Origin of the sequence: Microbispora sp. H10830 (assembly GCF_014161375.1) — a bacterium.
Lineage (GTDB): Bacteria > Actinomycetota > Actinomycetes > Streptosporangiales > Streptosporangiaceae > Microbispora > Microbispora catharanthi.
The window spans coordinates 99,284-117,024 of sequence record NZ_JABBWX010000018.1 but is presented as its reverse complement, the minus strand read 5'-3'; the positions used below and the strand labels follow the sequence as shown (position 1 = coordinate 117,024).

Sequence of the window (17,741 nt, the reverse complement as noted above, 5' to 3'; positions counted from 1 at the left end):
ATGACCATGACGCACCGGCACGAGGACGTCTGGGTGTCCACCGCCGACCCGAGTGTGATCGGCGCGGTGCGCAGGACGGCGGTCGCGCTGGCCACGGCCGCCGGGTTCGACCAGAACCGCACCGGCCAGGTCGCGGTGGCGGTGACCGAGGCGGTCTCGAATCTGGTCAAGCACGCGGTGGAGGGCTGCGTGCTCGTGCGCCCCCACGTGGAGCGGCCTGGCGCGGTCGAACTCGTGGCCGTCGACAAGGGCCCGGGAATCGCCGACCTCGGCCGCGCCCTGCGGGACGGCTACTCCACCTCGGGCACGCTCGGCATCGGTCTCGGCGCGATCGCCCGCATGGCCACCGGCTGGGACGTCTACTCGGTGCCCGGCAGGGGCACCGTGCTGGTCCTGCACTTCACCGCGGACGGTCTGCCCGGCCCGCCGCTGCGGGTGAGCGGGCTGCGCCGCCCCATCGGCGAGGAGAGCGTGTGCGGCGACTCCTTCGCCTTCGCCGACGACGGCGACGCGATCAGCGTGCTGCTCTGCGACGGGCTCGGCCACGGCGGTCTCGCCGCGCACGCCTCCCGCGAGGCCGTACGGATCTTCATGGAGGATCCGCACGCCCTTCCGGCCGCCGCTCTCGAACGCCTGCATCGGGGACTGGGCCACACGCGGGGCGGGGCGGTCGCGGTGGTGCGGGTCGGCCGCGAGAGCGTCACGTTCGCCGGGCTGGGCAACATCTCGGGCTGGATCGCCCACGCCGAAGGCCGTCAGGGGATGATCTCGCTGCCCGGCATCGCCGGGCACAAGGGCAGGCGTGCCCAGCAGTACGAGTACGCGCTGCCGCCGCACGCCACGGTGGTGCTCCACTCCGACGGTCTCACCGACCGCTGGGACCCCCTCTCCTTCCCCGGACTGTTCGCCCATTCCCCGGCCGTGGTGGGCGCGACGCTGCTGCGCGACGCGGGCAGCCGCAGGGACGACGCCTGCGTCGTGACCGTCAAACAGGGGCAGTGATGGGCGAGGTGCTCACCCGCGCGGAGATCAGCAGGGACCAGGACGTCTTCGCCGTACGGCAGCTGGGCCGCCAGATCGCCGAACTCGTCGGGCTGGAGTCCCAGGACCAGATCCGGGTGGCGACGGCGCTCAGCGAGATCGGCCGTGAGGCGCTGGCGCGGGGCGCCGGGAGCGCCGTCGTCTTCGCCCTGCGTGAGGATCGGCTGGTCATCACCCTGGACTATCTCGACGGCGCCGACGTGCGGGAGAGCGAGGGTGTGAAGCTGGCCGGTCGCATGGTCGACGAGATCGCGCTCTCGGCCGAGGACAGACGCGTCACGCTGGTGAAGCGGGTGCCCGAGCACCGCAGGCGGCGGCCGCTCGACGGCATCCGCGCCGAGCTGGCCCGTCTCTCGTCGCCTCCCACGGCGGCCCTGGACGTGCTGCGCGAGCAGAACAGGGAGCTGGCCGGCACCCTGGAGGAGGTGCTCCGGCTCAACGCGGAGCTGGCCGAGACCAACCAGGGCGTCCTGGCGCTCTACAACCAGCTGTCGACCGAGCTGGAGGAGACCAACCGCGGCGTCGTGGCGCTCTACGCCGAGCTCGACGAGAAGTCGTCCCAGCTCCGGCAGGCGGCCGAGGCCAGGCAGCGGTTCTGGGCCAACGTGAGCCACGAGCTGCGGCTGCCGCTGACCTCGATCATCGGGCTGGTCCGGTTGCTGCTCGGCTCGGGCGCGGAACCGCTCACCGAGGAGCAGCAGCACCAGATCACCCTCGTCGGCACCTCCGCGGAGACCCTGCTGGCGCTCGTGGGAGAGCTGCTCGACCTGGCCAAGGCCGAGTCCGGGCGGCTGGACCCGCACCCGTCGATGGTGGACGTGGTCGCCCTGGCCGAGGGGCTGCGCATGACGCTCCAGCCCGCCGGCCGGGCCGACGGGGTCACGCTGTCGGTCGACGTGTCGGACGAGATCGGCGAGATGTTCGTCGACGAGACCATGCTGACCACCATCCTGCGCAACCTGCTGTCGAACGCGCTGAAGTTCACCGAGTATGGGGAGGTGCGGCTGACGGCCGTAGTGGACCCCGCGATGGCCGAGGTCGTCTTCACCGTCGCCGACACCGGCGTGGGCATTCCCGCCGAGCACCTGGAGCGCGTTTTCGAGGAGTTCTTCCAGGTGCCAGGGTCGCTGCAGCTCAAGACGAAGGGCACCGGCCTCGGCCTGCCGTACGCACGGAGGCTGGCGGAGGCGCTCGGCGGCACGCTGGAGCTGGCGAGCAGGCCGGGCGAGGGCACCACGGCCACGCTGCGGGTGCCGCACCGGATGGCCAGTCCTGAGGTGGGCCGGGTGCTCGTGGCCGACGACGACGCGGGCTTCCGTGCGGTGGCCCGGCGGATGCTCTTCGGTTTCGCGGCCGGGGTGGACGAGGCGGCCGACGGCGTCGAGGCCCTGCACCTGATGCGTGAGCGACCCCCGGAGGTGGTCCTGGTCGACCTGCTCATGCCGCGCCTCGACGGCACGGCGCTGCTGCACAAGATGGCCGAGGACGACGTCCTGTGCGGCGTCCCCGCGGTCGTCGTGTCGGTGGTGTCCGAGCAGCCGGGAGCGTCTCACCCGGCGCTGTCGAAGCACGGACTGCGCAGGGACCAGCTTCTGGAGGCGATCCGGGAGGCCGTACGCGAGAAGGCGGGACGACATGCCGGGAGCGCGGAGGGCGACGGGGGTGGTGCGCATGATTGACGCCGCGGCGACGGTGCTGGTCGTCGACGACATCCCCACCAAGCGCTACATCCTGGCGAGCTGGTTGCGCCGTGGCGGGCACCGGGTCGTCGAGGCCGGCGGCGGCGAGGAGGCGCTGGCCGTCGTCGGCGTGCTCAAGCCCGACCTCGTCATCCTCGACGTGCGGATGCCCGACGTTGACGGCATCGAGGTGTGCGAGAAGATCAAGGCGAATCCGGAGACCGCCTCGATTCCGGTGATCCAGGTGTCCGGGAACGCCGTCACCCCGGCCGACCGCGCCGAGGGGCTGGAGCGCGGAGCCGACGCGTACCTGTCGGAGCCGATCCAGCCCGACGAGTTCGCCGCGACGGTGCGGGCGACCCTGCGCTACTACCGGGCGCGGCAGCGTGCCGAGCGGATGGCGGCCAGGCTGAGCGAGCTGGCCGAGATCACACTGGAGATGAACCAGGCGGAGGACTTCGAACGCCTCCTGTCGGTGGCCGCCGAGGGCTGCTCCCGCCTGCTGGAGCGTTACTCGCGGGTGCTGGCGATCCCGCCGGACGGGAGAGTACGCAGGTTCTCCGCCCGGCCGGGGGAGCGTGCGGCGGCGAGGTTGGTCCATCCCGACACCCTGGAGCGGCTGAGCGTCATCTCCATCGGGGAGTCGCCCGGAGTGCAGACATTCGAGATCGACAACGCGACCTGGGCCCGCGTCGTCCCCGACAGCGACGTCGTCGGGCGCGTGTCCGGCGTGCTGTGCCGTACGAAGACGGGCCGGCCGCCGGTGTTCCTCGGGGTGGAGGCGGGCTCGCCGCTCGACGGCGAGGAGCTGAGCCTGCTGCGGCAGCTCGCTCAGGCGCTGGCGCTGGCGGTCGACGCGGCCCGCGCCTACGCGGAGGAGCACACGATCGCGCTCACGTTGCAGCGCAGCCTGCTGCCCGCAGAGATCCCCCGGATTCCCGGCCTGCAGATCAGCGTGCGCTACCAGCCGGCGGTGGACAACGTGGAGGTGGGCGGCGACTTCTACGAGGTCCTGCCCCTCGGCGATCAGGTCCTGGTCGCGCTCGGCGACGTGCAGGGCCACTCGCTGCACGCCGCCACCGTGATGGCGGAGCTGCGCAACGCGCTGCGGGCGTCGGTGATCGACACCGTTGATCCCGCCGGGTCGATGAGCCTGCTCAACGCCGTCCTGCGGCGCTACCACCCCGGCATGACGGCGACCGTCTGCCTGATGCTGATCGATCCCGCGACGGGGGAGAGCGAGATCGTCAACGCCGGGCACATCCCGCCGCTGCTGGCCGGGAAGGGGGCGGCCTATCACCGGTTCGGCAACCTGCTGCTCGGCGTGGCCCACGAGGATTATCGGGTGGACCGGGTCCGGCTGCCCGAGGACTCCACCGTTCTGATGTTCACCGACGGGTTGATCGAGGACCGCGACAAACTGCTCGACGAGAGCCTGGAGATCGCCCGGCAGCAGGTCGAGGACGTGAGCGACGACCTGGAGGGTTTCTGCGACCGGCTGATCGCCACCTTCGGCGCCCGCGAGGACGACGTGGCGCTGGTCGCCGTCCGTCGCGTGCCGTTCTGAGGCGTCATCCACAGGCCGAGCGTTGTCCACAGGTGAGCCTGCCGCCGCGACGCCGGCCGTGCGGGACCGAATAGCCTTGAACGCATGCGGAGCCCTTTGCTTGACACACCCGGCGCGGTGGCCGCGCAGGCGCCGGACGAGACGGTCGCGGCCCACTACGGCGATCCCTACGCTGAGCAGCGCGCGCTGGCGGGCGGGCGGGCGCTGGTCGACCGGAGCAACCGCGAGGTCGTGCGGATCACCGGGCCCGATCGGCTGAGCTGGCTCAACAGCCTCAGCTCGCAGAAGCTCGACACGCTCCAGCCGGGCACGCCCACCCAAACCCTGCTGCTCGACCCGCAGGGCCGCGTCGAGCACCACCTCACGCTCGTGGACGACGGCGAGGCCGTGTGGGCCCACGTGGAGCCGGGCACCTCGGCCGAGCTGGTCGCCTTCCTGGAGAAGATGCGGTTCATGCTGCGTGTCGAGGTCGCCGACGTCACCTCGGACTACGCGGTGGTCTCCCTCACCCCGCCCTCTCCGGACGAGAGCGCCGGCGCGCCCGGCGTGACCGTGGAAGGAGCCGTCGCGATCGGCGGCGACCTGCTCGTGCCGCGCGAGCGGCTGGGCGGCCTCCCGGACGCGCTGGGCCTGCGTCCCGCCGGTCTGTGGGCCTACGAGGCGCTGCGTATCGCCGCGCACGTGCCCAGGCTCGGGTTCGAGACCGACCACAAGACGATCCCCCACGAGATCGGCTGGATCGGCGTGGCCGTGCACCTGAGCAAGGGGTGCTACCGGGGGCAGGAGACGGTCGCCCGGGTGCACAACCTCGGCCATCCACCCCGCCGCCTGGTCTTCCTGCACCTCGACGGCAGCGTGGACGAGCTGCCCCCGCACGGCGCCCCGGTGACCCTCGGCGTGGGCACGCCGGTCGAGGCCGAGCCGGAGGCCGCTGTGGAGGGCTCCGCCGAGCCCGGGCAGATCGGCTTCGTGGGCTCGTCGGCCCGTCATCACGAGCTGGGCCCGATCGCCCTCGCGGTCGTGAAGCGTACGGTGCCGGTGGACATCGACCTGCTGGCCGGCGGTGTGGCGGCGAGCCAGGAGATCGTGGTGCCGCCGGACGCCGGGCGCAACGTGAAGATCGATCCCGCCCTTCGCCGGCGCGTCCGCTAGGAGCGGGCCCACCACCTGCGGGTGCAGAGGGCCGCGAGCACGGCGCCCGCCGCGTTGAGGAGCACGTCGTCCACGGAGCTCACCCGCCCGAGCCGCAGGCCGTACTGGAGGAGTTCCACGCCGAGCGAGGCGGTGGCCGCGACGGCGGCCACCGCCGCAAGCGAGGCGAAGCGCGCGGAGCGGACCGGGAGCATCGCGCCGAGCGCGGCGAAGACCAGGAGGTTGCCGCCGATCTGCACGACCGCCGCTCCCGGTGACGACCGCGCGACCTGCCCCGCCAGGTCCACCAGGGGGACGACGTGCAGGCCCTCCTCCGTTCCCGGCGTGAGGATCATCCAGATCCAGGGTGCGGTCCCGGCCACCATGACGACGTCGGCGACGGCGGTACGGAGGGGAGCGGGATGTCCCCGGCGGGCGCGGCGGCGGGTGAGGAGCAGGACGGCGAGAGCGGCCACGGGAACGGCGCAGACGGTCGCGATGACGACGTGTCCCCACGCGCTCCACGCCTCCCGCATCCGATCATGATGGCAGGCCGGGGGAGACCGTGTCCGTCAGACGTCCAGGACGAGGGTGATCGGGCCGTCGTTGGTGAGGGTGACCTTCATGTCGGCGCCGAAGACGCCGGTCTCCACCCGGGCGCCGAGCGCCCGGAGCTCGGCCACCACGGCCTCAACGAGGGGCTCGGCCACCGGGCCGGGCGCGGCGGCCTGCCAGGTGGGCCTGCGGCCCCTGCGCGCGTCGCCGTACAGCGTGAACTGGCTGATCACCAGCAGCGGCGCGCCGATGTCGGAGCAGGATTTCTCGCCGTGCAGGATGCGCAGTCCCCACAGCTTGGCGGCGAGCCTGGCCGCCTCGGCCCGGCCGTCGGTGTGGGTGACGCCCACGAGCACGAGCAGGCCGGGTTCGTCGATGGCGCCGACGACCTGACCCTCCACCACAACGGACGCGGAGCTGACCCGCTGAACGACCGCACGCATGGCCCCGAATTCTGCCACGTCCGGGGTCTTCATAGACTGCCCGTTATGTCGGAGATGGTCGTCGAGGTCGTCCGGTCGGGGTTCGTCGAGTCGGTGCACCGCGCACGCGTGCATGTGATCGGGGCGGACGGCGCCCCCGTCATGGTCTGCGGGGACACCTCGAGCCTGGCGTCGCCGCGTTCGGCCATGAAGCCCCTGCAGGCGCTCGCGATGGTGCGTGCGGGCCTGCCGCTCGAGAACGAACTGCTCGCGCTCGCCGCCGCGAGCCACAGCGGTGAGCCCTTCCACATCGACGGCGTACGGAAGATCCTCGCGGGCGCGGGGCTGGACGAGACCGACCTGCGCTGCCCGGAGGACCTGCCCCTCGACGAGGAGGCGCGCCGCCGGGTTCTGCGGGAGCACGGCGACGCCCGCCGGATCCTGATGAACTGCTCGGGCAAGCACGCGGCGATGCTCGCGACCTGCGCGGTCAACGGCTGGCCGGTCGACGACTACCGCCATCCCGGCCACCCGCTGCAGCGGGCCATCCGCGCGACGGTGGAGGAGCTCACCGGCGAGCGGGTCGCGGCGACCGGCGTGGACGGCTGCGGCGCGCCGCTGTTCTTCGTCTCGATGGCGGGGGTGGCGCGCGCCTTCCGCGCCCTCACACCCGCCCCGGCCGGCACGCCGGAGCGGCGCGTCGCCGACGCGATGCGCGCCTACCCCGAGTGGACGAGCGGCACGACCCGAGCCGAGAACCTGCTGATGCGGGCCGTTCCCGGGCTGCTGGTGAAGTCGGGCGCGGAGGCGTTCGACGCCTTCGCCGACGCCGAGGGCCGGGCCGGCGCGGTGAAGATCGTGGACGGCGGCGGCCGCGCCCGCGTGCCGGTCACCGTCGCCGCCCTGCGCGCCGCCGGGATCGACGCTCCGGAGCTGGCCGGGCTGGCCACCGCCCCCCTGTTCGGCGGCGGGGTCCCGGTCGGAGAGGTCCGCGTCCGCCCCGCCTGACCGGCTGAGGGTCACATCCACACGCGGCCGAGGAACGCGGCGATCAGTGGAGCGATCTCGGGGAGCCGCTCCTCCAGCGCGAAGTGACCGGTGTGGAGGACGTGCAGTTCGGCGTCGGGCAGGTCGCGAAGGTAGGCGTGGGCTCCGGGCTCGGGGAAGAACATGTCGTCGCGGCCCCACGTGATCAGCGTCGGCGGCCGGTGCTCGCGGAGCCATGCCTGCCACAACGGGTAGCGCTCCACGTTGGTGTGGTAGTCGAAGGCCAGCGCCACCTGGGCCTCCTTGCGCCCCGGCAGGTCGAGGAAGTGCTGGTCGAGGGTCCATCCGTCCGGGGCCACCAGCCGGGCATCGGCCGTGCCGCCCTCGTACTGGCCGCGGGTCATCTCCAGCGTCAGCAGCGCCCGCACCCTGTCCTCGTCGCCCTCGACGTCCGGGCGCAGCGCGATGAAGGCGCGGGCGCCGTCCGACAGGCCCTCTTCGTAGGCGTTGCCGTTCTGCACGACGAGGCCGGCGATCCACTCGGGGTGCCGGGTCGCCAGCCGGAATCCCACCGGAGCGCCGAAGTCGAAGACGTACATGACGAACCGGGTCAGCCCGAGCCGTTCGACGAAGCCCTCCATCACGTCGGCGAGGTTGTCGAAGCTGTAGGTGAAGCCCGCGGGCGCCTCGGTGTGCCCGAAGCCGGGGTAGTCGGGCGCGATCAGCCGATAGCGGGATCCGAGCACGTCGATGAGCCGGCGGAACTGGTGTGACGCGGACGGGAACCCGTGCAGCAGCAGCATCACCGGGGCGTCGTCGCCGCCCTCGTCCGGCACCGACTCGCGGTAGAAGACCCGCACGTCCCCGACCTCGACGTGCCGGTGGAGCGTGCGCGGAACGGTGAGCGGCGTCATTCCTAATGCCTCCTTCTGCTGATGATGCATTAGTTGTAGCGGATGGTCATCTAATGCGTCAATTGATGGAGGTAGCATTAGCGTCATGAGTGATCTGGTCCCCCTCACCGGGGAGCCGCTCGCCCTCGACCTGGTCAACACCCGGCCGCACACGCCGGACGGCCCGGTCGACCTGATCGCCACCGCCGAGGGGCTGCGCACCTGGCTGGGCCTGCAGGCCGACCGGCTCGGCGGCGCGCTATCGGAGGGCGGGCAGGCGCCGCTGACGGACGACGACCTCGCCGCGGCGGTGGACGCGGTGCACGAGGTGCGTGAGCACGCGGCGGCCGCGATCGATCAGGCGAGACGGGGCCTGCGGCCGCCCGAGGGCGCGCTGCGCGGCCTCAACCGGGCGCAGCGGGCGGCGCCCGCCGTCCGCGCGCTGGCCTGGGACGGCGCCGCCGTGACGGCCGTGCCGCGCAGGGACGGCCCGCCGGGCGTCCGGCTGGCGGCGGTGCTCGCCGAGGCGGCCGCCGAGTTGCTGACCGACCCGGCGGTCACGACCGTGCGGGAGTGCGCGGCGGACGACTGCGCGATGCTGTTCCTGCCCGCCCATCCGCGCCGGCGCTGGTGTTCGGCGGCGCGGTGCGGCAACCGGGCTCGCGTCGCCAGGCACTACCGGCGTCACCGCGCCGCCGACTCCGGCTCATAGGGAGCGGAACTGGCGCGAGGTCGAGATCGCTCCGGAGGTGGACATGACGAACGTCCGCATCGAGTCGGCGAACCTGGACAGGTCCCACTCGGCCGGGCCCTGATACCAGTACAGGTGGTCGGTCTGCCGCCCGTTGCCGTTGAACGCGCTGACCACCCGCGCCCACCGGTCCACGCTGTCGAAGATCACCGCGTACGGCAGGTAGCGGGAGAACAGCTCCACGCGCTGGCCGGCGGGGACGTCGTCGACGCTCGCTCCGGCGAGGTACTCCCGGAACCCGAGCGTGTGCGCCAGGGCCGCGGCCCCCTTGGCCGTCTTGGCCGGCATGTACTGGGCGCCGAAGGCCAGCGCGGCTCCGGCGATGATCAGGGCGAGTCCCAGCAGGCCGTAAGTCGTGAGCCAGGCGAGCAGGACGGTGGCGATCACCCCGAGCGCGACCACGGCCAGGCCGAGGGTCGTCCAGCGCGACCGGGTGGAGTCGGGCCGCCGGGCGAACCAGCCCTGCGCCACGACGTCCTGATACAACGCGTCGCGCACGCTGGCCAGGCGGGCGGCGAACGACCCGTGCAGCTCCGACAGCAGCACCCTGTCGCGGCCGTCGAAGATCGCGTCGTAGAGGGCGCGCTCGTACGGCAGCAGCTGGCCGACCGGGGCGCCGGGCAGCTTGACCAGGCACCAGTCGGGGGTGTCGTAGGTCTGGCGCGGCCGCTCGTCGATCCGCAGGAAGTTGCGCACGGCGAGGTCCACGATGGTCGCGGTCACGTCGACCACATCGGCCTGCTCGTCGAACAGCGTGCCGATCTGTCCCGGGCGCACGCCGTCCGGCGGGCTGAAGTGCCCGTCGCGGTGGCCGCTGACCGGGCCGGACTCGCTGCCGACCATGCGGGCGTCGCGGCCCCGCGTCCAGTAGAGCAGCCCCACGCCGCCCAGCAGCAGCACCAGCAGCGCCGCCAGCGAGCCGCCGGTCACCGCGTTCAGCGTGAAGGCGGTGGACAGCTCGAACCTGCGCTCCAGGATCGGCCGGGCCCCCGTCGCGCCCTTCGGGTAGCCGACGACGACCGTGAGCGTCTGGCCCTCCCCGAGGCCCTGCTGTTCGAAGGTGGAGGTGGTGCCGGTCTCCTCGGTCGAGGCGCTGGTGCAGGCGATGGCCGCGCTCAGCTCGCCGGCGAAGCAGGACAGGTTCTGCACCCGGCCCGGGCCGGTCACGGTGACGACCGCGTCCTGCACGGGGCCGGACACCGCGAACCACCGCAGTTCCTCGCCCGACGCCGTGGGCGTCACGGCGCCCGTCACGTCGTACTCCACCGTGCCCTTGAACGTCAGGGTCTCCCCGTCGTACGAGCCGCCCTTGACGTTGGAGATGCGGTAGACGCGGTCGTGGCCGTCGTCGAAGCGGGTCCGGGTGAGCGGCGTGCGCTTGACCGTCTCGCCGGCGGGGGCGACCGTCTCCTTCACATGGAGCACGCCGTTCCCGCGGAGCTCCATCGTCACCTCGTCCTTCGCCGGAGGCGCGGTAGCCGCGGTGACGGCGTGTGCGGGGGAGGCGGCGAGGACGGCGAGCGCGGGGGAGGCGGCGAGGACGGCGAGCAGGGCCGCCAGTCCGAGCCGGCGCGCGAGATCCACCATGAGCCGCAACTCTATCGGTCCCGGTGCTCCAACTGGGGATCGGATGCGGGCCGCCGGACCGGTCAGGAATCGAGAAGCGTGGGGAACACCGCCGGCCGTAGCGTCATCGGCATGGAACTCACCCTTCACTACTGCTACATCACGGTCGACGACGGCGACGCGGCGCTCGCCTTCTACCGGGACGTTCTCGGCCTCGAACTGCGCAATGACGTCGGGTATGGAGGCGCCCGCTGGCTGACCATGGGCCCGGCGTCGCAGCCGGACGTCAACATCGTCCTCGAGACCGTCAACGCCGACCCGAGCATCTCGCCGGAGGACCTCGCGGCGCTGACCGACCTGCTCGGGAAGGGCAGGATCCGCGCCGTCGTCTTCGCCACCCCGGACTGCGACGCCACCTTCGAGAAGATCCGCGAGTCCGGCGCCGAGGTCCTGCAGGAGCCGATCGACCAGCCGTACGGCGTCCGCGACTGCGCCTTCCGCGACCCGGCGGGCAACATGGTCCGCTTCCAGCAGCTCGACAAGGGCTGACGCGGCGGCACCCGCCGGTGGCCGGTGCCGTGCGAGACGGGGGCGTCCTCCTGACTAAGCCCGGGAGGGCGCCCCCTTCGGCGGCGTCCGCCGGATCGGTAGGGTTGCCGTCCATGGGACACACCCGGTTGTACCGGAACGGAACCCTGGAGGCCGAGGGCTTTCCGGTCGCCGACGTCTCCGAGCTCGTCGAGGACCCGTCCGCGGTGGTGTGGTTCGACATGTGCGCCCCCACCGAGGAGGACCTCCACGCCATCAGCGAGGAGCTGGGACTGCACGCCCTGGCGGTGGAGGACGCGCTGCAGCACCGGCAGCGGCCCAAGCTCGACGTCTACGACAGCCACATGTTCCTCAGCGTCTACGCGGCGGCCTTCGACAGCGAGTCCGGCCAGGTGCGGATCGCTCCCGCCACCGCCTTCATCACGAAGAACGCGCTGGTCACCGTGCGCCAGTCGGACGACTTCTCCATCAAGGAGGTGGTCCGGCGCTGGGACGAGGGAGCGGCCCTGTCCCGGCACGGCGTCGCGTTCCTGCTGCACGGCCTGCTCGACTACGTGGTGGACAGCCACTTCGAGACCGTCGAGGCGATGGACGAGCAGGTCGAGGACCTGGAGGGGACGGTGTTCGGCGACCGGCCGGTCGGCCCCGAGGACCAGCGGCGCACGTTCGAGTTGCGCAAGAGCCTGGTGACGCTGCGCCGGATCGTGATGCCCATGCGGGAGGCCGTGAACACGCTGCTGCGCCGCAACGGCCTGAGTGACGACGGTGAGATGACGCCGTACTTCCAGGACGTGTACGACCAGGTGCTGCGGGCCACGGAGTGGACGGAGTCGCTGCGCGACCTGGTCAGCAACATCCGCGAGACGCACCTGACCATGCAGAGCAACCGGATGAACCTCATCATGAAGCGGGTGACGAGCTGGGCCGCGATCATCGCGGTGCCCACGCTGATCACCGGCTTCTACGGCCAGAACATCCCGTTCCCCGGCTTCGGGCACTCGTCGGGGTTCTGGACGTCCATCGCGCTGATCGTCGTCGCCTCGGCCGCGCTCTACCGGGTGTTCCGGGCCCGCGACTGGCTCTGACGGCAGGTCACCAGGGCCCGTACGGCCCCTGGTTGCCGCCACCCCGGTAGCCGTTGACCGCGGGCTTCACGTCGGCGAGGTAGATGCCCGCCGCGATGACGGCGGCGATCGTGAAGATGTTGGGCAGCCCCATGCCCATGCCCAGGTAGTTGATCGCGGCGGCGAAGGTGAACAGCGTCGCCAGGCCGAGGATGATCAGCCAGAGCCGCTTGGTCTGCTTGCCGGCCGCGGGGAAGGCGCCTGCGGGGATCCGCAGGGCGTGCACCAGCGCCCAGCCGGACAAAACGAAGGCCCCGACAGAAAGCAGCCAGAAGACGATGTCGAGGATGCCGTACAGCCCGAACATGGACTCTCCCACACGGTCACAGTCACTGACGCCCCCAGACTAATGGGCGGTGCCGACAGGTGGCGCGGGCGCCGAGGGCCGGTCTCGGTGAACATCCCGACCGGCAGCCGCGAACGTCCGCGAAACGGCGGCGGCCCGCCTCCCCCGGAGGGAAGGCGGGCCGCCGCCGTTTCGCTCGCGTGGGCCGCGGATCAGCCCTGGCTCGTGGTGGCGCGGGCGCGACCGGTCCGCTTGGAGGTGGTCTCGGCGGCGATCGCCGGCTCGGCGGTCTCCGAGACCTCCGTCAGCTCCAGCGCGGCCTCGCCGCTCACCCGGCTGACGACCTTGCGGCCACGGCTGGCCAGGTCGTCGTACAGCCGGTTGAACCGCGCGGTGGCGGCGTCGGCGTAGCCCTTCGCCTTCTCCGGGAGCTCGCGCGCGACGACCTCCGCCTTGTCCTGCACGGTGGAGGCGTAGGCGCGGGCCTTCTCCACGGCGTAGTCGCCGGCGCCCGTGAGCGCGTAGAACGGCTTGGACTCCGTGATCTTCTTGGCCTGGGTCGTGATGGTCATGGGCTATCCTTCCCTCGAATCCGGTGTAATGCCGTCGCGTGGGAGAACCGGGTCGTCCCCGAGATGCTCAGCCGATTGCGGCGGCTGGGCGGTGTCGGCCCGGTTCTCCTTACGGAACGACTCGTAGATGTCGATCAGCACCTGGCGTTGCCGCCCGGTGAGTGTGACGTCGGCCCGGATCGCGGCCAGCACGTCGCTGTGCGGCTCGCGGTCCTCGATGAGACCGGCCTGGACGTAGAGCGCCTGGGCGGAGATGTGCAGACCCTTCGCGATCTGGTTCAGGATCTCCGCGCTCGGCTTGCGCAGGCCCCGTTCCACCTGGCTCAGGTAAGGGTTGGACACACCTGCCTGCGCGGCGAGCTGACGAAGCGAGATCTTCGCCTGCTGCCGCTGCTGGCGGATGTACTCACCGAGCGAGGCGACCTTGGGCAGTTCCATGCCCCCAGTCTGCATCGCACTGCTTGCAATTGCAAACTCGACGGATAATTCCAGCTAGCACCCATGGTTCATCCAGGAAGCAGCCAAAGCAGCGGGGCGCTGGTGGCGAGCACCACCGATCCGGCCAGGATCAGGAAGCGGTGGGCGGCCGGAAGCGCGACCTCGGGCCGTACGAGCCGGTCGACCCGGGCCATCACGCTGGACGGCGCGGACACGCCGAGCGCGCCCTGCGGCGTGGGCAGCGCGGCAGAGGTGCCGAAGCGCAGCAGGGCGGTGGCGAGCCTGCGAGGGCAGCACCGCTGCAGGGCGCGGTCGTCGGCGGCCATCTCGACCAGCAGCTCGACCGACGCCTGCGCGTCACGGACCAGCTTCGACCACGGCAGCGCGCGGCGCAGCGCGGCGAACGGCAGCAGCACCAGGTCGTGGCGCTCCCGTACGTGGGCGGCCTCGTGCGCCAGCACGGCCTCCAGCTCCGCGGACGACAGCAGGTGCAGCGTCCCGTCGCTGATGACGACCTGCGACTTGAGCCCCGGCAGGCAGTAGGCGGCGGCCCCGGGGAAGTCGACCACCCGCACGCCGGGCACGGCCGGCTCGTCCCTGGCGACCAGCGCGAGCAGGAGCCGGTGCCGGCGGCGGGCACGCAGCGTCTGCGCCCCGGCCGCGAGGGGCAGGGCCACCAGCACCGCGAGCAGCGACAGGCCCGCGATCAGCGCGGCCAGCCGGAGGTAGTCGTACGGCTGGCGCACGCCGAACTCCACGCTCAGCAGGAACTCCGCCAGCCCGTGCACGACGCCCTTGCGGTAGGGGTCGAGCGCGAAGGCGAGCAGCGCGCCGATGGAGGCGAGTCCCCAGGTCAGCCCGAGCGACTGCCACAGCAGGATCGCCGTGCGCGGGGCACGCCAGGTCCAGCGCGCGAACGTCAGCCGCCACGCGGCCACCGCGCAGATCATCGCGAGCGCCGCTAAGACCGCCGCCGCGATCACTCTTCCTCCAGCTCCGTGAGGGCTTTCAGCAGGATCTCGGCCTCCGACCCGGAGACGGCGCGGGCGAAGCGGGTCAGCGCCGCGTCGCGGTCGCCGGTCAGGTCCAGGGCTTCGAGCATCAGCTCGGCGACGTACGCGTCACGGCTCGCGGCGGGCTGGTAGCGCCAGGCGCGGCCGTCGCGGGTGCGGGTGAGGAAGCCCTTGCGGGCCAGCCGGTCGAGCACGGTCATCACGGTCGTCGGCGCGAGGTCGCGGTCCTCGATGAGGCGTCCTACCTCGCGAGCCGTGAGCGGGGTGTTCTCCGCCCAGAGGATGTCCATGATGCTGCGTTCAAGCTCTCCCAGTCCCTTCACGTCTTTCAGCCTACCCGGGGTAGTACTACGTCCTGTAGAGAGGTGGGCGGCATGAAAATCGTTCTGGTCGAAGGCGACATCACCGAGCAGCGGGTGGACGCGATCGTCAACGCGGCCAACTCGTCCCTCATGGGCGGCGGAGGGGTGGACGGCGCCATCCACCGGCGCGGGGGCCCCGAGATCCTCGAGGAGTGCCGGGCGCTGCGCGCGTCCCGGTACGGCAGGGGACTGCCGACCGGTCAGGCCGTCGCGACCACCGCCGGGCGCCTGCCCGCGCGATGGGTGATCCACACGGTCGGGCCCGTGTACTCGCGGAGCGAGGACCGATCCCATCTGCTGGCCTCCTGCTATCGGGAGTCGCTCGTCGTCGCCGACGCGCTGGGCGCCGGCACGGTGGCGTTCCCCGCGATCTCCACGGGGATCTACCGGTGGCCGGTCGAGGACGCCGCCCGCATCGCGATCACCGCGATACGGCAGGCCGCCCCGACCGTGGTGGAAGAGGTGCGCTTCGTGCTGTTCAGTACCGCAGCCTATGCGGTGTTCGATTCGGCCCTACGGGACATCGGATAAGCATTAGGCCAAAACTTTCAGAGCCACTTGAGCATGTAGATCTCGTCGCGGTCGTCACCGGGGGCCACCCGGATCGAGCGGGGCACCCGGCCGACCTCCCGGTAGCCCACGCTCGCGTAGAAGCGGTCGACCCCGGTGCCGCCGCGGCAGGTGAGCTGCAACGCCTCCAGGCCGAGCGACCTGGCGGCGTCGTCGGCGGCGAGCAGCAGCGCCCTGCCGTACCCCTTGCCCTGGTGCTTGGGGTGGACCATGACCCGCAGCAGCCATCGCCAGTGCGCCCGCAGGCCCGAGCCGTTGTCGCCCAGGATGAGCCAGGCACCCGCGGCGCCGTCGTCACCGAACCCGACGAGGAGGCTGTCGGGGGCCCCCGGCCCGGCGGCCGCGCGCGTGCGGGCGAACGCCTTGTCCGCCGTCGGCCTGACGTCGTCCGGCGTCACGGGAGGAACGAAACCCACCGCGCCGCCCGCGTTGGTCACCTCCGCCCAGCAGCTCAGGAGCTCCTCGAAGAGCTCGGGGGTCAACTCCGGGTCGAGGACGAAACGCATGGGCGGGACGTTATCAACCGCCGGACTCATCGATCGCGGGGGGAGACGCCGCTCCAGGGCAGGGTCAGTTCGCCGAGCCGCCAGCGGCCGGGGCCGCCGGTCGGCGGGGTCGCCTCCACCGGCCAGTCCCGCGCCAGCAGCTCGGCCGCCCTGATCCAGCGCTGCCGCGTGCCGTACGCGCCGAAGGAGGCGCAGGTCGCCCAGGCGCGGTCCCAGTCCGTCAGGAACGCGTGGACGCGCTCGCCCGGGACGTTGCGGTGGATCAGCGTCTTGGGCAGGCGCTCGGCCAGGTCGGAAGGGCGTTCGAAGCCGGTGAACCGGGCCGCGAAGGTGAGCGTGCGCGGCCCCTCGGCGCCGAGCGCCACCCAGGTCGCCCGGTGGCCGACCTCCGAGCAGGTGCCCTCCACGAGCACACCCGAGGGGTGCAGACCGCCCCGCAGCCGGTCCCAGTGCTCCCACGCCTCGGCCTCGCCGTACTGCCGCAGCACGTTGAAGGCGCGCACGATCATCGGCGGGCGGGGGACCGGCAGTTCGAATCCGCCCCTGACGAACGACAGCCCCTCCCGCTCGTACGGCTTGGCCGCCGCGACCCGCTCGGGGGCGATCTCCACGCCCACCACCTCGACCGTGGGGCAGACCCGGCGCAGCCGCGTGAACAGCTCGGTCGTGGTGGTGTGGGACGCGCCGTAGCCGAGGTCCACCACCAGCGGCGCCGCCCCCGCCCGGGCCGAGCGCAGCAGCGGGCCGTACACGGCGGCGATCCAGCGGTCGCAGCGGCGCAGCCGGTTGTGCCCGGTGGTGCCGCGCGTGACCGTCCCCACGGGACGGCCGGGCCGGACCGGCCTCATGTCCCCGCGCTCATCTATCCGCGCTCATCCACCCGTGCTCATCTACTCGGCGCGACCCGGTGCACCTTGTGCTGGGCGGCCTGCGCGCGCGGCCGGACGACCAGCCTGTCGATGTTCACGTGCGACGGGCGGGTCACGGCGAAGGCGATCACGTCGGCGACGTCGTCGGCGCTCAGCGGGTCGGGGACGCCCTCGTACACCTTGGCGGCACGCTCGGCGTCGCCGCGGAAGCGGGTCACGGCGAACTCCTCGGTCATCACCATGCCCGGCGCGATCTCGACGACCCGCACCGGGTCGCCGCACAACTCCAGGCGGAGGGTCTCGGTCATCGAGGTCTGGGCGTGCTTGGCCGCGCAGTAGCCGCCGCCCCCCTCGTACGACACGAGCCCGGCCGTCGAGGTGAGCATCACCAGCACGCCGTCCCCCGACTCGATGAGCTTCGGCAGCAGGGCCCTGGTCATGCGCAGGGACCCGAGCACGTTCACGTCGTACATCCGCTGCCAGTCGTCCACCCGGCCCTCGGCCACCGGTTCGAGCCCGAACGCGCCGCCCGCGTTGTTCACCAGGACGTCGCAGCGGTCCAGCGAGGCGGCCAGCGCGTCCACCGACGCCTGGTCGGTCACGTCCAGCGTCACCGGGCGCACGCCGGGCACCTCGGCCGCGAGCTTGTCGAGCCGGTCCCGCCGTCGCGCCGCCGCCACGATCCGGTATCCCTCCGCGGCGAGCCGGCGGGCCGTCGCCTCGCCGATGCCGCTGCTCGCGCCGGTCACCACCGCGGTCTTGACCACGGTCTCGGTCGCCGCGGGATTGGTCATCGTCACCGCCATCGTCCTTCCACATCGCCTCGATCGGCAGGCGACATCCTCTCAGGACCCCCGGTT

General features: G+C 72.2%; 21 protein-coding genes. 9 read left to right on the top strand and 12 right to left on the bottom strand.

Going from position 1 to position 17,741, the window contains the following annotated elements; genetic code table 11:
• From HHX35_RS35230 to HHX35_RS35215, 4 genes are all read left to right on the top strand, one after another.
• Entirely contained in the window at window positions 1-1,002 is a 1,002-nt protein-coding gene (locus tag HHX35_RS35230; protein WP_220506245.1) for an ATP-binding protein, read from the top strand.
• Complete coding sequence (locus HHX35_RS35225) at window positions 1,002-2,720, top strand: ATP-binding protein (RefSeq protein WP_182902957.1); 1,719 nt, start codon at window positions 1,002-1,004, stop codon at window positions 2,718-2,720. Before HHX35_RS35230 ends, HHX35_RS35225 begins: the two co-directional genes overlap by 1 nt.
• Window positions 2,713-4,287 carry a fused response regulator/phosphatase gene (locus HHX35_RS35220; protein WP_182902956.1) on the top strand — a complete coding sequence of 525 codons (1,575 nt, stop codon included), beginning with the start codon at window positions 2,713-2,715 and terminating at the stop codon, window positions 4,285-4,287. The genes HHX35_RS35225 and HHX35_RS35220 overlap by 8 nt, the downstream gene beginning before the upstream one ends.
• An 84-nt stretch (window positions 4,288-4,371) precedes the next feature.
• The gene (locus HHX35_RS35215) at window positions 4,372-5,439 is read left to right on the top strand and encodes a folate-binding protein YgfZ (RefSeq protein ID WP_182902955.1); all 1,068 of its coding nucleotides are present in this window, start codon (window positions 4,372-4,374) and stop codon (window positions 5,437-5,439) included.
• On the opposite strand, the gene HHX35_RS35210 is transcribed toward HHX35_RS35215, so the two are convergent.
• Together HHX35_RS35210 and dtd are read right to left on the bottom strand one after the other, a co-directional pair.
• On the bottom strand, window positions 5,436-5,954 hold the full coding sequence (locus HHX35_RS35210) for a VanZ family protein (protein WP_182902954.1): 519 nt from the start codon (window positions 5,952-5,954) through the stop codon (window positions 5,436-5,438). The two genes, HHX35_RS35215 and HHX35_RS35210, sit on opposite strands and share 4 nt — an antisense overlap.
• 36 nt (window positions 5,955-5,990) lie before the next feature.
• Window positions 5,991-6,416: a D-aminoacyl-tRNA deacylase gene (gene dtd, locus HHX35_RS35205; RefSeq protein WP_079316195.1), complete on the bottom strand. Its 426-nt coding sequence runs from the start codon at window positions 6,414-6,416 to the stop codon at window positions 5,991-5,993.
• 45 nt (window positions 6,417-6,461) lie between these two features.
• On the opposite strand from dtd, the gene HHX35_RS35200 reads away from it, so the two are divergent.
• The gene (locus HHX35_RS35200) at window positions 6,462-7,403 is read left to right on the top strand and encodes an asparaginase (RefSeq protein WP_182902953.1); all 942 of its coding nucleotides are present in this window, start codon (window positions 6,462-6,464) and stop codon (window positions 7,401-7,403) included.
• 11 nt (window positions 7,404-7,414) lie between these two features.
• Here the strand turns inward: HHX35_RS35200 and HHX35_RS35195 are convergent, their stop codons facing one another.
• Window positions 7,415-8,296, bottom strand: a complete 882-nt coding sequence (locus HHX35_RS35195; protein WP_182902952.1) for an alpha/beta fold hydrolase — start codon at window positions 8,294-8,296, stop codon at window positions 7,415-7,417.
• Between the two features lie 85 nt (window positions 8,297-8,381).
• Between HHX35_RS35195 and HHX35_RS35190 the strand changes: the two genes are divergently transcribed.
• The gene (locus HHX35_RS35190) at window positions 8,382-8,987 is read left to right on the top strand and encodes an ABATE domain-containing protein (protein ID WP_182902951.1); all 606 of its coding nucleotides are present in this window, start codon (window positions 8,382-8,384) and stop codon (window positions 8,985-8,987) included.
• Here HHX35_RS35190 and HHX35_RS35185 read toward each other — a convergent pair.
• Window positions 8,982-10,613 carry a DUF2207 domain-containing protein gene (locus HHX35_RS35185; RefSeq protein WP_259405680.1) on the bottom strand — a complete coding sequence of 544 codons (1,632 nt, stop codon included), beginning with the start codon at window positions 10,611-10,613 and terminating at the stop codon, window positions 8,982-8,984. The genes HHX35_RS35190 and HHX35_RS35185 overlap by 6 nt on opposite strands.
• A 111-nt stretch (window positions 10,614-10,724) precedes the next feature.
• On the opposite strand from HHX35_RS35185, the gene HHX35_RS35180 reads away from it, so the two are divergent.
• Window positions 10,725-11,141, top strand: a complete 417-nt coding sequence (locus HHX35_RS35180) for a VOC family protein (RefSeq protein WP_182902950.1) — start codon at window positions 10,725-10,727, stop codon at window positions 11,139-11,141.
• A 113-nt stretch (window positions 11,142-11,254) separates the two neighbouring features.
• Entirely contained in the window at window positions 11,255-12,226 is a 972-nt protein-coding gene (locus HHX35_RS35175) for a magnesium transporter CorA family protein (RefSeq protein ID WP_182902949.1), read from the top strand.
• 7 nt (window positions 12,227-12,233) lie between these two features.
• Here the strand turns inward: HHX35_RS35175 and HHX35_RS35170 are convergent, their stop codons facing one another.
• From HHX35_RS35170 to HHX35_RS35150, 5 genes are all read right to left on the bottom strand, one after another.
• Complete coding sequence (locus HHX35_RS35170) at window positions 12,234-12,584, bottom strand: DUF2516 family protein (protein ID WP_240809470.1); 351 nt, start codon at window positions 12,582-12,584, stop codon at window positions 12,234-12,236.
• Window positions 12,585-12,763: 179 nt separating this feature from the next.
• Entirely contained in the window at window positions 12,764-13,123 is a 360-nt protein-coding gene (locus HHX35_RS35165; protein WP_139580405.1) for a hypothetical protein, read from the bottom strand.
• Between the two features lie 3 nt (window positions 13,124-13,126).
• Window positions 13,127-13,561 (bottom strand): helix-turn-helix domain-containing protein, encoded by a 435-nt coding sequence (locus HHX35_RS35160; RefSeq protein WP_139580406.1) that lies wholly within the window; start codon window positions 13,559-13,561, stop codon window positions 13,127-13,129.
• 68 nt (window positions 13,562-13,629) lie between these two features.
• On the bottom strand, window positions 13,630-14,544 hold the full coding sequence (locus HHX35_RS35155) for a M56 family metallopeptidase (protein ID WP_182902948.1): 915 nt from the start codon (window positions 14,542-14,544) through the stop codon (window positions 13,630-13,632).
• On the bottom strand, window positions 14,541-14,897 hold the full coding sequence (locus HHX35_RS35150) for a BlaI/MecI/CopY family transcriptional regulator (RefSeq protein WP_142564955.1): 357 nt from the start codon (window positions 14,895-14,897) through the stop codon (window positions 14,541-14,543). The genes HHX35_RS35155 and HHX35_RS35150 overlap by 4 nt, the downstream gene beginning before the upstream one ends.
• Window positions 14,898-14,948: 51 nt before the next feature.
• On the opposite strand from HHX35_RS35150, the gene HHX35_RS35145 reads away from it, so the two are divergent.
• On the top strand, window positions 14,949-15,467 hold the full coding sequence (locus tag HHX35_RS35145; protein WP_182902947.1) for an O-acetyl-ADP-ribose deacetylase: 519 nt from the start codon (window positions 14,949-14,951) through the stop codon (window positions 15,465-15,467).
• Window positions 15,468-15,484: 17 nt separating this feature from the next.
• On the opposite strand, the gene HHX35_RS35140 is transcribed toward HHX35_RS35145, so the two are convergent.
• Genes HHX35_RS35140 through HHX35_RS35130 form a run of 3 tightly spaced genes read right to left on the bottom strand, consistent with a single transcriptional unit; the run spans window position 15,485 to window position 17,648 of the window.
• Window positions 15,485-16,012: a GNAT family N-acetyltransferase gene (locus tag HHX35_RS35140; RefSeq protein ID WP_259405679.1), complete on the bottom strand. Its 528-nt coding sequence runs from the start codon at window positions 16,010-16,012 to the stop codon at window positions 15,485-15,487.
• A 26-nt stretch (window positions 16,013-16,038) separates the two neighbouring features.
• A complete protein-coding gene (locus tag HHX35_RS35135; RefSeq protein ID WP_182902945.1) occupies window positions 16,039-16,860 on the bottom strand; it encodes a class I SAM-dependent methyltransferase in 822 nt (273 codons plus the stop codon).
• A 38-nt stretch (window positions 16,861-16,898) separates the two neighbouring features.
• Window positions 16,899-17,648, bottom strand: a complete 750-nt coding sequence (locus HHX35_RS35130; RefSeq protein ID WP_310739521.1) for an SDR family NAD(P)-dependent oxidoreductase — start codon at window positions 17,646-17,648, stop codon at window positions 16,899-16,901.
• Window positions 17,649-17,741 lie beyond the last annotated feature (93 nt).